This is a genomic window from Roseomonas gilardii subsp. gilardii (assembly GCF_023078375.1).
In the GTDB taxonomy this organism is placed as follows: domain Bacteria; phylum Pseudomonadota; class Alphaproteobacteria; order Acetobacterales; family Acetobacteraceae; genus Roseomonas; species Roseomonas gilardii.
Window position 1 is genome coordinate 3,282,898 of sequence record NZ_CP095554.1, and the last position, 13,430, is coordinate 3,296,327.

The following is a 13,430-nucleotide window of genomic DNA, read 5'->3' on the forward strand; positions in this document are numbered from 1 at the left end:
TTGGTTCTGTCCTTGACGAAGCCGGCGCGGCGGGCGGGCCGTCCGGCACGTGGGTTTCATCCCATGACAGATGAGGACGGGGCCATGACCTGGATCAAGGGAAAAGCCGCCGGACAGCGCCCCGAATTCCTCCCTCAGGCCCGCCGTGTCACCTCCGTGCGCCAGATGAACAATCCCGCCGAAACCAGGATCAGGAAGCCCGCCATGTCGGCGAGACCCGGGAACTCGCCCCAGAGCAGGCAGCCCAGCAGTGCCGCCCAGATCAGCCCGGAATACTCGAAGGGCGCCAGCAGAGCCGCCTCGCCGCCGCGATAGGCCGCCGTCAGCAGAAGCTGGCCGATCCCCGACACCATCCCGATTCCGGCCAGCAGCGCCCATTGCCCCGCCGCGGGCCAGACCCAGACCGGCAGGGAGGCGATGGAACAGGCGGCCACGCCCGAGAGCGCAAACCACAGCACGATGGTCACGCCCGGCTCCCCGGCCTTGCCCATGCGGCGGATCGAGATCATCGCCAGCGCCCAGCCGATGGCCGAGAGCAGCACCACGCAGACCGCGACGGGATCGGGCGTGTCCGCATCCCCACCCGCGCCGAAAACCAGGCCGGGCGAGAGCATCACCAGCACCCCGGTGAAGCCCACCAGCACCGCCGAGGCCCGGCGCGGCCCCACCCGGTCGCCCAGCAGCGGCACGGAGAAGACCGTCAGGAACAGCGGCATGGTGAAGGTGAGCGCGCTGGCCAGGGCGAGCGGCAGATGCGCATAGCCGTAGAAGGAGCCGCCCATGGCCAGCAGCCCCCAGCCGCTGCGCTGGAGATGGCCGAGCGGCGCCCGCGTCCGCAGCGCCCGCCAGCCGCCATGCGCCATGGCCTGCGGCATCAGGGCCGGCAGGGCGAAGAGGTTGCGGAAGAGCATCACCTCCGCCAGCGGGATCGCGCCGCCCAGCAGCTTGATCATCGCGGCGACCAGCGAGAAGGCCAGGGCTTCCCCGAGGACAAGAAGAATGGCGCGCCTGCGCGCGGCGCTGGCCGGGTCTTGCATGGCGAAGGCGCTCGTGTGGACGGCGTACCGGGCCGAGGCTAGGGTCCAGCGCCCGGGATGACCAGAGCGCCGCCCCGCCCTTTCGCGCCCGCATCCCGGCAGGCCGGCCCGGGGGAGCGCCGTGGGCAGCACGATGGAACGCGTTTGCGGAGTGGAACGACGATGACCGAGTTGCTGTACCGCCTCGACCCCTATGGACGCGACGCGGGCGCGACCGTGGTCTCCTCCGGCCCCGAGGGCGTGGTGCTGGACCGCACGCTCTTCTACGCCCGCGCCGGCGGCCAGCCCGGCGATTCCGGCACGCTTCGCTGGGCGAAGCCCGATGGCGGCTTCGCCGAGGCCAAGGTGACCGAGGCGCTGAAAGGCACGGACAACACCGTCCTCCACACCCTGCCCGAGGACGCGCCGCGCCCCGAGCCCGGCACCAACGTCATCGCCTCGATCGACTGGGAACGCCGCCACCGCCACATGCGGATGCACACCACCCTGCACCTGCTCTGCGCGGTGATGCCCGGCATCTACGCCACCGGCAACCAGATCGGTGCCGAGAAGTCGCGCCTCGACTTCGACCTGCCCGAGCCGCCGCCCAAGGAATGGCTGACGCAGCAGCTCAACCTGCTGATCGCCTCCGACCACCCGGTCGGCGAGCGCTGGATCGAGGAGGCCGAGCTGGACCGCAATCCCGGCCTGGTCCGCACCCTCTCGGTGCAGCCGCCGCGCGGCGCCGGCAGGATCCGCCTCGTGCGCATCGGCTCCGAGGAATCGCCGGTGGACCTGCAGCCCTGCGGCGGCACGCATGTCCGCTCCACCAAGGAAATCGGCGCGGTGGAAGTGACCAAGCTGGAAAGCAAGGGCAAGCAGAACCGCCGCGTCCATATCGTGCTGAAGGACTGACCGGGATGGATCGCTCGTCACCACCGAATGGCTCGCCGCCGAGCTCGGCCAAAAGGGGCATGGAGGGCCGGACCTCGTGGTCCTGGACATCACCTACTACCTGCCGCCCGAGGGCAAGACCGGCCGCGCCGAATTCGCCCGGGCCCATATCCCCGGCGCCCGCTTCCTCGACGTGGACGAGATCGCGGACCCGGAGACCGACCTGCCGCACATGGCACCCACGGCGGGCCGCTTCGCGCGCCTCGTCGGCGCGCTCGGCATCGGCAACGACACGCGCGTCGTGTTCTACGACCAGAAGGGCATCTTCTCCGCCCCGCGCGGCTGGTGGCTGATGCGCCTCTTCGGCCATACGAAGGTCGCCGTGCTCGATGGCGGGTTGCCGAAATGGCAGGCGGAGGGCCGCCCGGTGGAAAGCGGCGAACCCGCCCCCGCGACGCCCGCCACCTACCACCCCGACTTCATCGCCGCCTTCCTCGCCGGCATCGGCGACGTGAAGCGCATCGTCCGCCAGGGGAGGCCATGGACCAGCCCCTTCGCCACGGCGCCCGATACGGAAGGCGGCGCGGCGCTGATCCTCGACGCCCGCGCCAGGGGTCGCTTCGACGGCACGGCACCGGAACCGCGCCCCGGCCTGCCCTCCGGCCACATGCCCGGCGCCAGCAACCTGCCCGCCACCGAGCTGATCGCCCCCGGCGGGACCTTCCTGCCGCCGGAGGCGCTGCGCGAGAAGTTCGCCGCGGCCGGCGTGGACGGCACGCGGCCGGTGGTGACCAGTTGCGGCACCGGCATCACCGCCTGTGTCCTGGCCTTCGGCCTGCACCGCGCCGGACTGCCCGAGGCCGCCGTCTATGACGGCTCCTGGACCGAATGGGCGGCCCGTCCCGAAACCCCGAAGGTCAAGTGATGCCCGACACCCTGCCCCACGCGCCCGCCTCCCGCCCGGACCTGTCCTTCGAGACCCGCATGACCCAGGCGGGCCGGGCGCCGCTGCGCCGCCACGGCTTCGTCAATCCGCCGGTACAGCGCGGCTCGACCGTGCTGCACGCCTCCTGCGAGGCGATGGATGCCGTCCACAGGCGCAGCTTCGAGCAGGTCCTCACCTACGGCACTGCCGGCGGGCCGACGCATCACGCGCTGGAGGACGCCATCGCCGAGATCGAGGGCGGCACGCGCTGCCTGGTCGTCGGCACCGGGCTCGCCGCCGTCGCCCTGGCGCTGCAAGCCTATCTCCGGGCCGGCGACCACTGCCTGATCGCCGACAGCATCTACGGCCCCACGCGCCGCCTCGCCGACGGGCTGCTGCGCGGCTGGGGCATCGAGATCGAGTATTACGACCCGCTGGTGGACGAGGCGGGCCTGGAAGCCCTGCTGCGCCCCAACACCCGCGTGGTGATGACCGAAAGCCCCGGCAGCCATACCTTCGAGGTGCAGGACATCCCCGCCATCGCCCGCGCCGCGCACCGCCACGGCGCCAAGGTGCTGATGGACAACACCTGGGGCATCCACCACTTCCAGCCCTTCCAGCACGGCGTCGATGTCTCGATCCAGGCGCTGACCAAGTATGTCGGCGGCCATTCCGACATCCTGCTCGGCAGCGTCACGGTGAACACGCCCGAGGACTGGCAGGCCGTCCGCGCCGCCTATGTGGCGCTGGGCCAGTTCGCCAGCCCGGACGACTGCTGGCTCGCCCTGCGCGGCCTCCGCACCCTGCCGGTGCGGCTGAAGCAGCAGGCGCAGAACGGGCTGGAGGTCGCGCGCTGGCTGGAAAGCCGCCCCGAGGTGGCCCGCACCCTGCATCCCGCCCTGCCCTCCCACCCGCAGCACGGGATCTGGAAGCGCGACTTCACCGGCACCTGCTCGCTCTTCGGCGTGGTGCTGCAGCCGCGCTATTCCCGCGCGGACATGTGCGCCCTGGTGGACGGGCTGCACCATTTCGGCATCGGCGCATCCTGGGGCGGCTATGAGAGCCTGGCCCTCCCCACCGCCGTCACCCGCACCGCCACGCCCCTGGCCCTGGGCGGCCAGGCCTTCCGCCTGCATATCGGGCTGGAGGACCCGGCGGACCTGATCGCCGACCTCGCGGCGGGGCTGGACGCCTTGCCGCGCTGAGGCACCGCCACGGGAGAGGCCCCGCCTCTCCCGGGCTCCGTTCGGGACAGACACCTTATCGGAGAGCCAGAAGGCAGAAAGTCGGCCCCGGCAGGAGCCAGGACGAGATGGAGATCGCGCTAGTATCCACCTTGTCGCGCGGGGGCGCTCCTCACCTTGAGGAAAGCAGCACGAAGCCCTGCGTTCAGCGGCTCCGCATAGAAGCGCGCGATGATCCCGGCTGTCAGAGCGGAAAGGGCCACGAAGGCAACCATGGCAGGCGCCTTGTCGGCATAGGCCAGAGTCCCACGGGGCCAGAACCCGCGCATCAGGCCCAGCACGATGATATGAAACAGGTAGAGTTCATAGCTGTGCCGGCCGAGCCAGCGTAGGCCCGCGAGCATGTGGCTGCGGTACAGCCAGGCCGGAACCTGTTCGCCCTGCGCCCCGACCAGCAGCACAGCAGTGCCGGCAGCAACCAGAGTGAACCCGAAGACCTCGTGGCCGTGGATGCCTGCAAGATAGGTCGCCCCCATCAGGAGCGCGGCGGCGATCCGGACAGCTTTGCCTCTCACCCCTTTGAGGTTGATCTTCTGGGCGACCAAGGCTGCGCAGCAGCCGAAGGCGATCGCATCGAAGCAAGCCTGATAAGCGTACATGAAGTAGATTTCGTCGTCGGTATGGAAGCTGCGGTAAACGGGGCCCAGCGCAATGGCGAGAAGCCAGACCGCAACGATGATCCTGGGCCTCTTCAAGGCGAAACAGAGAAGAGGAAAAACCAGATAGAACATTTCCTCGACCGACAAGGACCAGTAGATGTTCATGGCGTAGTTGAAATACCACGCATGCTGCATCAGGATATTGTGCCAGAAAGTCAGCACGGACAGCACCGCCATCATGGTATCGACGGCTGGCCAGCCGGGTTTGGCCGTATTGGTGAAGGCAGGCTGCCCAATTGCTCCCAGCCCCACGATCAAAGCGAGGGCGAGAACCAGGCAAGGCACGATGCGAGCGAAGCGGAAAGCATAGAAGCTCGGCACATCCACCGCGGCGAGAGTGCCATATCGCTTCACCGTTGTGGACGTGATGAGATAGCCGGATATCACGAAGAACATCGTGACCCCGTAATTGCCGTTCCTCACGAGAGCCTTGATGGAATCTTCCGGCAGCACCAATGCCAAAGGACTCTCAAGCAGAGAGTAGGATAAGTGGAAATGGAGCAGCAGCACGAGGCAGATTGAAATGCCTCGCAGCACATCGATGGTAAAGTTGCGCGGCTGGCCCGAAACCATGAGTGTTGCCCCTGCTCCGCTTCCTGCTCCGTCGGCGCCCCCGCGCCGGCCGAAAGCGTTGCATCACAGGCGGCTATTGAGCAGGAGCAAGCGTGGCGAAAACACGGCAGGTTTTCCCGGCGCCGAGACCGCTGATGGGGCGCGGAGAGGCATGGCCGCCATGGCGCGGCCAAGCCACGGCAGATGGCCGCTCGGACCAGGAGAAGCGGGATGGAAAACCACCCGCCAAACCGCCCTCCCGGAGTTCCGCCCTCAGTTCCTCGGCGTGGTCACGGTATGGGAAGCCCAGGACGAGCATTCGTCGCTCGACAGGGCATGCTTGTCGCATTCCTGCAGCCCCACGACATAGGTCGTGCCGAACTCGACGGTCCCCACCGGCTGGGAACAGGCCGGCAGCGACCGCCCGTCCTTGTAGATCCCGCAGTTCCGGCCGGACTTGATCTCCTGGATCACATACGGCTCCCGCCCGGCGACCCCGAAGCGGAGATGCACCGCATCCCAGCAGGCGGGCGCCCCTCTGAAGAAGTAATGGATCTCGGCCTGCCGCTTCTGCGGCGGGATCGAGCCCGGGCCCACGACGATGCTCACACTCGGCTTGTACTGCCGGCAGTCATTGCCCGCCGCGGCGGGCCTGGCGCCGGCGGCCAGGAACAGGCCGAGCACTGCCAGAACGCAAACCATCCTCATGGGACAGGTCCTCTGATAACCGCCGCATCCTCCCCTTATTCAATACGAATAAGAAACATTTAAGCATCCGGCTCTGTTCATTTGATGGTGAGAACAAGCCACGGCGGCTTTCCCCGGTGAAAGGAAAGCCGACCGCCGCAGCCGCTACTTCACCAGCATCAGCCAGGGCAGCCCCACCACCAGGAAGACGATCAGGTTGATCGCCCCGAAGATCGTGCCCAGCCGCCAGAAATCCCTCACCGGCAGGAAGCCGCTGCCCGCATAGATCGGGCTCGGCCCGGTGCCATAGGGGGAGATGATGCCCATGATGCCCAGGCTCAGGCACAGCATCAGCGCCATCCGCTCCATCGGCATGCCGGGGATCGCGGCCGCCACGGTCAGCATCACCGGCAGCAGCGCGGTGACATGCGCGGTCACGCTGGCGAAGAGGTAGTGCAGCAGGAAGAAGGCCAGCACCAGCGCCGCCATCGCCGGCACCACCGGCAGCCCCTCCAGCGCCCCGCCCAGCAGGTCGGCGATCCAGCGCACCACCCCCACCTGCGCCAGCCCACCGGCCAGCGTCACCAGCGTGCCGAACCAGACCAGCGTGTTCCAGGCCGGCTTGTCGGTCACCACGTCGTTCCAGGTGATGGTGCCGGTCAGCACCAGCAGCGCCACGACCAGCAACGCCGCCATGGTCGGGTCCATGATGCCCGTGCCGAAGATCCACAGCGCCAGTGCCAGCACCACCAGCGCCGCCAGCATGATCTCCCGCCCCGAAAGCGGGCCGAGGTTCTTCAACTCCGCCCGCGCCCAGGCCTGCACCTCGGGGCTGCGCTGCACCTCCGGCGGATAGAGCCTGTAGGCCAGCCAGGGCGTGGCCAGCAGCAGGATCGCACCGACAGGCAGGAAGCCCAGGAACCAGGAGGTCCAGTCGAGCGAGATCTGCGTGGTCCGCCGCACCAGCTCCACCGCCAGCAGGTTCGGCGCCAGCGCTGTCAGGAACAGGGAACTCGTGACGCAGGTGGAGGCGATGGCCGTCCACATCAGATAGCTGCCGATCCGCCGCGCCGAGGGGTCGTTGGGCTTCGAATCATAGAGCGGCGGCAGGTTCTTCACGATCGGGAAGATGGTGCCGCCGCTGCGCGCGGTGTTGGACGGCGTGAAGGGCGCGAGCACCCCGTCGGCGATCATCACCGCATAGCCGAGCGACAGGGTCCGCCCGCCGAGCCGCGACACCAGCAGCAGCGCCAGCCGCCGCCCCAGCCCGGTCCGCTCATAGCCCAGCGAGAAGATGAAGGCGGCGAAGATCAGCCAGACCGTGCCGTTGGAAAACCCCGACAACGCCCAGGACACGGCGGCGGCGGTGGGGTTGAAGCCCGGCTGCGCCAGTTGCTGCGGCGAGAAGAGCACCCATTGCGCCGAGAGCCCGGCCAGCACCACGCCGACGAAACCCACCGCCGGGGAAGGAATGGGCTCCGTGATCAGCCCTGCGATGACCGCCGCGAAGATGGCCAGGAAGTACCAGGCATGCTGCGGCAGGCCGGGGGGATGGGGCAGAAGGGCGAGGCCGGCCCCGATCAGCAGGGGAAGAGCGGGGGCGACCCATCCGCGACTGGACATGGCGGAATTCCGAATCCGGTTCTGCCCTCCAGTTTCACCCTCTTCGCCCGGCCCGGTCTGACCTGGATCAACCCCCCGCCATCACCAAAGGGCGAGCGGCGTGCGGCCCCCGGAGGTCACGCCGCGGCGCAGCGGGCGCAGGTCCCCTCCACCTCCACCGTCGCATGGTCCGGGCGGAACCCGACCCGCCGGGCCGCCGCTTCCACCGCCTGCATCACCGCCGGGTCGGCCATCTCCTGGGTGGTGCCGCATTGCCGGCAGATCAGGAACTGGTGCGGATGGTCATGCGCATGGCCATGCTCCGCCTCCATGCAGCCGACAAAAGCGTTCAGCCGCTCGACCTTGTGGATCAGCCCCTGCTCCAGCAGGAAATCCAGCGCCCGGTACACGGTGGGCGGTGCGGCGCCCGGGCGCTCGGCCTTCAGCCGGTCCAGCAGCGCATAGGCGCCGAGCGGCTGGTCAGAGGCCAGCACCAGGCCCAGCACCTGCCGCCGCAACGGGGTGAGCTGCGCCCCCCGATTCAGGCAGGACGTCGCCGCCCGATCCAGTGCCGCCTCAAGCGCCTGCGCCATGCCCATCCTCCCATCCGGTCCCGGGATGCGTTATATAGTATCGCATGCCGAGCCGCCCAATCACCGCCCCCGAAGCCACATCCGCCCCGCTCAGCGAGGCGGCGATCGCGCAGGTCCTCGGCGGGCTGCGCTTCGATGCCCAGGGCCTCGTCGCCGCCGTGGCGCAGCAGCACGACACGGGTGAGGTCCTGATGCTCGCCTGGATGAACCGGGAAGCCGTGGCCGAGACCCTGCGCACCGGCCGGGTCACCTATTACAGCCGCTCCCGCAAGGGCCTCTGGCGCAAGGGCGACACCTCCGGCCAGGTGCAGCACCTGCGCGAGCTGCGGCTGGACTGCGACGGGGACGCGGTGCTGGCGCTGGTGGATCAGGTGGGCGTGGCCTGCCACACCGGCCGGCGCTCCTGCTTCTCCTGGGCCCTGCGCGACGGGGAGCTCACCGCCATCGCCGAACCGCTGGAAGACCCCGCCGCGCTCTACGGCAATACCGCCGGGCATGGCCACGGCCATTCCGGCTGAATCGCCACGGCAACCGGAGGGTTGATCCTCCCCTTCCGCTTCCACCTTGCGTTGCGATCTTCCCAAGGGCACTAATGGCGGCGGAATGAGATGCCGCACGAGCCGGGCCGCCCGACACTTCACCCGGCCGTACCCATGACCGGTTCCGCCGCCAGAATCCTGTTCGACGACGGCAAGCTGCGCGTCGTCTTCCACCCCGCCACGGATTCCCTGCCGGGTGGCGGCAGCCGCCGCGGCACGCTGCTGACCTTCGCCGACCTGACCTTCCGCCCCGACGGGATGCGGGTCTGGGGCATGGCCCCGGCGCGCAAGCTCGGCCTCGACCTGATCGGCATCGTCAGCCACGCGCCGGACTGGTATCCCGCCCGGTCCGTCGAGGCCGCCGCCCGCGCGATCAGGCCCTTCCTCGATCCGCACACCGTCGCCTATGGCTACAGCATGGGGGCGCATGCGGCACTGAAACACGCCCGCCGCCTGGGCGTGAACCATGCCCTGGCGATCTCGCCGCAATACTCGATCGATGCCGCCGTGGTGCCGGAGGACACGCGCTACGCGGGCTACTTCAACCGCAAGCTCCATGCCGGCCTGCGCATCGACGCGGACGAGTTGCCGCCGGTGCCGGTGATCGTGGCCGACCCCTATCACCGGGAGGACGGCGCCCAGGCCCGCGCCATCATGGCCGCCGGGCTGGCGCACTGGGTGCCCGCGCCCTTCATGGAGCACTGGGCGATCCATCTGCTCCGCAGCAGCCAGGCGCTGGGGGAGGCGCTGGATGCGGTGCTGGCGAACGACCCGGTGGCGCTGCGCCACCTGCTCCGCCGCCGCCGCCAGACCCATGTCTGGCACCGCGTCGTGGCGCGGGAGGCGCTGCGCCGTGGGCATGAGGAACGGGCCGCCCGCCTCCGCGAGGGCGCCCTGCGCCATGGCTGCGTCCCGTCCCTGCTGCGGGACGACCAGCGGGAACTGGTGCCGGTGATGCTGCGCCGCTTCTTCGAGGAGAAGCGCTGGAGCAGGCTGGACGACGCCTGGCCCCGCTACGGCGCCGCGCTCTCGGGCGCTTTCGAGCCCTTGCAGGAGGTCGGCCATATGCTGACGGCCGCCGGGCGTGGCGCCCAGGCCGAACCCTTCTTCCGGGCCGCGCTGGATGTCCGCCGCGACGTCGCGCATGTCCATGGCGGCCTCTCCGTCTCCCTCTCCGCCCAGAACCGCCCGCGCGAGGCCGTGGACGCCGCGCTGGCCGGGCGCGGCTGGGTCCCGGGCGACAGCGCCCTGGCGGTGCTGGCGGGCGAGGCGCTGCTGGAGGTGAACGAGCCCGTCCTGGCCGAGCCGCATTTCCGGGCCGCCCTGGCCCCCGAGGAAATCGATTCCGCCACCGGCCCCCGTGCGGTGGAGCGGGCTCGCGCCCAGGCCGGGCTCGGCCGTGCCCTGGCGCGCCAGGGCCGCGCGGAGGAGGCCACCGCCGCGCTACGCCGGGCCGTCGAACTGGACCCGGCGGCCGAGGCCCATGGCCTCGCCCTGGTGGCCCTGCTGCGTGACACGGGCGCCACCGCGGAGGCCATGCTGGCCTGCCAGGCCCTGCTGTCCAGCCACCCGGGCAGCGAGGCCGCCCGCCAGCTCATGGCCGCCCTCGCCGCGCCGCCCCCCGCGCAGCCGGAGCCGCCACGCTCCGCCACGGCCGCCCAGGGCGGCGGCTTCCTGGCGCGCCTGCTCGGGCGGAGCTGACGGAGGCGTGGCTGAGGGTCTTCCGCCGATGCCATAGCCCGGTGGGGCAGATCTGCTCTATGCCCTACCCCATCATGTCCCATCCTGCCCCGCCCCTCCGCACGGAAACCCTGCGCGGCGCCGCGCTGCGCCCCTGGCTGCCCGCCCTGTCGCGGCTGCGCGTCGCCGTGTTCCGCGACTGGCCCTATCTCTACGAGGGCAACCCGGAGCGGGAGGAGGACTACCTCGCCGCCTATGCCGGCCGCCCCGATGCCGCCGCGGTCCTGGCCTTCGCCACCGGGGAGCGGGGCGAGGAGGTGGTCGGCGCCGCCACCTGCCAGCCCATGGCGGAAACCCATGACAAGGTGCGCGAGGCCTTCCGCGCGGCCGGGCTGGACCCCGCCGAATTCTGCTACTTCGGCGAATCCGTCCTGCTCGCCCCGTATCGCGGCCAGGGCATCGGCGTGCGCTTCTTCCAGGGACGGGAGGCCCATGCCCGCGCCCTCGGCCTGCGCCGGGCCGCTTTCGTGGGCGTGCGGCGCGACCCGGCGGACCCGCGCCGCCCGGCGGGCCATGTGCCACTGGATGCCTTCTGGGCGAAGCGCGGCTACCGCCACCATCCGGAGATCGTGGTCCGCATGGACTGGCCAGAGGTTGGCGGTGAGGCCGGTGGCGGGGACGAGGTCCCGCACGATCTCACCGCCTGGCTGAAGGATCTGGCATGACCCCGCCCGCCCCCCTCCGCCTCGCGCTGCTGCAATACCCGGTGGAGCGCCCGCGCGACGTGGCCGAATTCGCGGCGAAGCTCGACACCTGGCTCGCCCGCATCGCCGGGCAGGCCGATCTCGCCGTCCTGCCCGAATACGCCGCCGTGGAACTCGGCGCTGCCCTTTCCGGCAATACGGGCGACGGACTCGCGGTGGACGAGGCCGGCGAGCTCCGCGCCATGACCGATTCCGCCCCCACCATCCTGGAGGCGATGCGCGCCGCCGCCCGCCGCGCCGGGCTCTGGCTGCTCCCCGGCACCCTGCCGGTGCGCGACGGGGACGGGCGGGTGCGCAACCGCGCCCCGCTGATCGACCCGGAGGGCCGCGTCGCCTTCCAGGACAAGCGCTTCATGACCCGCTTCGAGGCCGAGCGCTGGATCGTCTCCCCTGGCGCCGCGCCACGGGTCTTCGACACGCCCTGGGGCCGGATCGGCCTCTCCGTCTGCTACGACGTGGAATTCCCCGCCCATGTCCGCGCCCAGGTGGAGGCCGGGGCCTGGCTGATCCTCGCCCCCTCCTGCACGGACACGCTGCACGGCTTCAACCGTGTCCGCCTCTCCGCCGCCGCCCGGGCGCTGGAAAACCAGTGCTATGTCGCCATCGCCCCCACCGTGGGCCTCGCCCCCTGGTCGGCCGCGCTGGACGTGAACCGGGGCTTCGCCGCCGTCTTCGGCCCGGTGGATCGCGGCTTCCCGGAGGATGGCATCCTCGCCCGCGGCGCGCTGGACGAGCCCGGCTGGGTGCTGGCCACCCTCGACCCGGCGCGGATCGCGGCGGTGCGGGCCGATGGCGGGGTGCGCAACCACCGCGACTGGCCCACCGCCCCCTTCCCCGTCCCGGAACCGGGCCGCTTCGCATGACCGGGGCGCCACTGGTCTATCTGGTCGCCGGGGAAGCTTCCGGCGACGTGCTCGGCGCCCGGCTCATCGCGGCGCTGCGCGCGGTTCGCCCCGATCTCCGCTTCGCCGGGGTGGGCGGGGAGCGTATGGCGGAACAGGGGCTAGAAAGCCTCTTCCCGATGCGCGAACTGGCCCTGATGGGGCTGCTGGAGGTGCTGCCGAATCTCCGCCGCCTCGCCCGCCGGCTGGACGAGACCGTGGCCGACATCGCCGCCCGCCGCCCCGCCGTGCTGGTGACGATCGACGCGCCCAGCTTCGCCCTGCGCGTCGCGGCGCGGGTGCGCCGGGCCGGCGTGCCGGTGGTGCATTACGTCGCCCCCCAGGTCTGGGCCTGGAAACCCTGGCGCGTGAAGAAGATCGCCCGGCAGGTGGACCGCATCCTGGCCCTGCTGCCCTTCGAGGCGCCCTTCTTCGAGAAATCCGGCATCCCCGTCAGCTTCGTCGGCCATCCCGTGCTGGAAAGCGGCGCCGACCGGGGCGACGCCGCCCGCTTCCGCGCCCGCCACGGCCTTTCGCCCGACGAGCGCGTGGTGCTGGTCATGCCCGGCAGCCGCCGCACCGAGGTCACGCGCCTCCTGCCCATCTTCGGCGAGGCCCTGCGCCGCACCGAGGCCCGCGTGCCCGGCCTGCGCCCGGTGGTGCCGCTGGCCGGGCCGGTGGAGGAGGCCGTGCGCGCCGGCACCGCCTCCTGGTCCCCCGCCCCGATCCTGGTGCGCGACGTGGCGGAGAAATACGACGCCTTCGCCGCCGCGCGGGACAGCGGCGGGGCCGGGCTCATCAAGTCCGGCACCTCCTCGCTGGAGGTCGCGCTCGCCCGGGTACCGATGGCTGTGGCCTATCGCGTGAATCCCGTCACCGCGGAAATCGTCCGCCGCATCATCAAGGTCCGCTTCGCCAGCATCGTGAACCTGCTGGCCGATGCGGAGGTGATCCCGGAATACATCCAGGAGAATTGCACGCCGGAGAAGCTGTCCGCCGAACTCGTCCGGCTGCTCACCGAACCCGCCGCCCGCGCGCGGCAGGAGGACGGCTTCGCCCGCCTGCTGGAACAGCTCCGCCCCGGCCCCGGCCTCCTTCCCAGCCAGGCCGCCGCCCGGGCGGTGCTGGCGGAAATCGCGGCCCGGGCGCCATCATCCCTCCCGCCGCCGGCCGAATCGGAACCTTCCCGCCCGGCCGCTGGCGCCTGAGCCGGAGAGCACCGCCCGCACCATGCTGATCCCGTCGCTGCGCTTCGCCGTCCGGGGCCTCCGCCTGCGCCCCGGCCTTTCCCTGGGCCTGCTCGTCGGGCTGGCCTGCTGGGGCGCGCTGGTCCGCTTCACGCCGCTGCGCCATTCCGCCGCCCTGCTGCTCGGCTGGGACGCGGCGATGCTGGT

General features: G+C 70.9%; 13 protein-coding genes. 8 read left to right on the forward strand and 5 right to left on the reverse strand.

Annotation, left to right across the window (positions count from 1 at the left end; translation table 11 throughout):
- Nucleotides 1–134: 134 nt before the first annotated feature.
- The gene (locus MVG78_RS15105; protein ID WP_247552796.1) at nucleotides 135–1,037 is read right to left on the reverse strand and encodes a DMT family transporter; all 903 of its coding nucleotides are present in this window, start codon (nucleotides 1,035–1,037) and stop codon (nucleotides 135–137) included.
- 162 nt (nucleotides 1,038–1,199) lie between these two features.
- Between MVG78_RS15105 and MVG78_RS15110 the strand changes: the two genes are divergently transcribed.
- From MVG78_RS15110 to metC, 3 genes are all read left to right on the forward strand, one after another.
- Nucleotides 1,200–1,931 (forward strand): alanyl-tRNA editing protein, encoded by a 732-nt coding sequence (locus tag MVG78_RS15110; RefSeq protein WP_247552798.1) that lies wholly within the window; start codon nucleotides 1,200–1,202, stop codon nucleotides 1,929–1,931.
- Between the two features lie 76 nt (nucleotides 1,932–2,007).
- The gene (locus tag MVG78_RS15115) at nucleotides 2,008–2,835 is read left to right on the forward strand and encodes a sulfurtransferase (RefSeq protein WP_247552800.1); all 828 of its coding nucleotides are present in this window, start codon (nucleotides 2,008–2,010) and stop codon (nucleotides 2,833–2,835) included.
- Nucleotides 2,835–4,040, forward strand: coding sequence for a cystathionine beta-lyase (metC, locus tag MVG78_RS15120; RefSeq protein ID WP_247552802.1), 1,206 nt, complete (start codon nucleotides 2,835–2,837; stop codon nucleotides 4,038–4,040). Before MVG78_RS15115 ends, metC begins: the two co-directional genes overlap by 1 nt.
- A gap of 119 nt (nucleotides 4,041–4,159) precedes the next feature.
- Here metC and MVG78_RS15125 read toward each other — a convergent pair whose 3' ends face one another.
- The 4 genes from MVG78_RS15125 to MVG78_RS15140 all read right to left on the reverse strand — a co-directional run bounded on the left by MVG78_RS15125 (nucleotide 4,160) and on the right by MVG78_RS15140 (nucleotide 8,172).
- Nucleotides 4,160–5,311, reverse strand: coding sequence for an acyltransferase family protein (locus tag MVG78_RS15125; RefSeq protein ID WP_247552804.1), 1,152 nt, complete (start codon nucleotides 5,309–5,311; stop codon nucleotides 4,160–4,162).
- Nucleotides 5,312–5,563: 252 nt separating this feature from the next.
- A complete protein-coding gene (locus tag MVG78_RS15130) occupies nucleotides 5,564–5,998 on the reverse strand; it encodes a hypothetical protein (RefSeq protein WP_247552805.1) in 435 nt (144 codons plus the stop codon).
- A gap of 144 nt (nucleotides 5,999–6,142) precedes the next feature.
- Complete coding sequence (locus MVG78_RS15135) at nucleotides 6,143–7,600, reverse strand: DASS family sodium-coupled anion symporter (protein ID WP_247552807.1); 1,458 nt, start codon at nucleotides 7,598–7,600, stop codon at nucleotides 6,143–6,145.
- Between the two features lie 116 nt (nucleotides 7,601–7,716).
- Complete coding sequence (locus MVG78_RS15140) at nucleotides 7,717–8,172, reverse strand: Fur family transcriptional regulator (protein ID WP_247552809.1); 456 nt, start codon at nucleotides 8,170–8,172, stop codon at nucleotides 7,717–7,719.
- Between the two features lie 44 nt (nucleotides 8,173–8,216).
- Between MVG78_RS15140 and hisI the strand changes: the two genes are divergently transcribed.
- From hisI to lpxB, 5 genes are all read left to right on the forward strand, one after another.
- Nucleotides 8,217–8,690: a phosphoribosyl-AMP cyclohydrolase gene (gene hisI / locus MVG78_RS15145; protein WP_247552811.1), complete on the forward strand. Its 474-nt coding sequence runs from the start codon at nucleotides 8,217–8,219 to the stop codon at nucleotides 8,688–8,690.
- Nucleotides 8,691–8,825: 135 nt separating this feature from the next.
- Nucleotides 8,826–10,412: a tetratricopeptide repeat protein gene (locus tag MVG78_RS15150; protein WP_247552813.1), complete on the forward strand. Its 1,587-nt coding sequence runs from the start codon at nucleotides 8,826–8,828 to the stop codon at nucleotides 10,410–10,412.
- 74 nt (nucleotides 10,413–10,486) lie between these two features.
- Nucleotides 10,487–11,116 (forward strand): GNAT family N-acetyltransferase, encoded by a 630-nt coding sequence (locus MVG78_RS15155; RefSeq protein WP_247552815.1) that lies wholly within the window; start codon nucleotides 10,487–10,489, stop codon nucleotides 11,114–11,116.
- A complete protein-coding gene (locus MVG78_RS15160; RefSeq protein WP_247552817.1) occupies nucleotides 11,113–12,018 on the forward strand; it encodes a carbon-nitrogen hydrolase family protein in 906 nt (301 codons plus the stop codon). Before MVG78_RS15155 ends, MVG78_RS15160 begins: the two co-directional genes overlap by 4 nt.
- Nucleotides 12,015–13,244, forward strand: a complete 1,230-nt coding sequence (gene lpxB, locus MVG78_RS15165; protein ID WP_247552819.1) for a lipid-A-disaccharide synthase — start codon at nucleotides 12,015–12,017, stop codon at nucleotides 13,242–13,244. The genes MVG78_RS15160 and lpxB overlap by 4 nt, the downstream gene beginning before the upstream one ends.
- Nucleotides 13,245–13,430: the final 186 nt, after the last annotated feature.

Bases quoted from the DNA above. Each gene is read 5' to 3' on its own strand.
- MVG78_RS15105 (WP_247552796.1), bottom strand. From the start codon at position 1,037: ATGCAAGACCCGGCCAGCGCCGCGCGCAGGCGCGCCATTCTTCTTGTC.
- MVG78_RS15110 (WP_247552798.1), top strand. From the start codon at position 1,200: ATGACCGAGTTGCTGTACCGCCTCGACCCCTATGGACGCGACGCGGGC.
- metC (WP_247552802.1), top strand. From the start codon at position 2,835: ATGCCCGACACCCTGCCCCACGCGCCCGCCTCCCGCCCGGACCTGTCC.
- MVG78_RS15125 (WP_247552804.1), bottom strand. From the start codon at position 5,311: ATGGTTTCGGGCCAGCCGCGCAACTTTACCATCGATGTGCTGCGAGGC.
- MVG78_RS15130 (WP_247552805.1), bottom strand. From the start codon at position 5,998: ATGAGGATGGTTTGCGTTCTGGCAGTGCTCGGCCTGTTCCTGGCCGCC.
- MVG78_RS15135 (WP_247552807.1), bottom strand. From the start codon at position 7,600: ATGTCCAGTCGCGGATGGGTCGCCCCCGCTCTTCCCCTGCTGATCGGG.
- MVG78_RS15140 (WP_247552809.1), bottom strand. From the start codon at position 8,172: ATGGCGCAGGCGCTTGAGGCGGCACTGGATCGGGCGGCGACGTCCTGC.
- hisI (WP_247552811.1), top strand. From the start codon at position 8,217: ATGCCGAGCCGCCCAATCACCGCCCCCGAAGCCACATCCGCCCCGCTC.
- MVG78_RS15150 (WP_247552813.1), top strand. From the start codon at position 8,826: ATGACCGGTTCCGCCGCCAGAATCCTGTTCGACGACGGCAAGCTGCGC.
- MVG78_RS15155 (WP_247552815.1), top strand. From the start codon at position 10,487: ATGTCCCATCCTGCCCCGCCCCTCCGCACGGAAACCCTGCGCGGCGCC.
- MVG78_RS15160 (WP_247552817.1), top strand. From the start codon at position 11,113: ATGACCCCGCCCGCCCCCCTCCGCCTCGCGCTGCTGCAATACCCGGTG.
- lpxB (WP_247552819.1), top strand. From the start codon at position 12,015: ATGACCGGGGCGCCACTGGTCTATCTGGTCGCCGGGGAAGCTTCCGGC.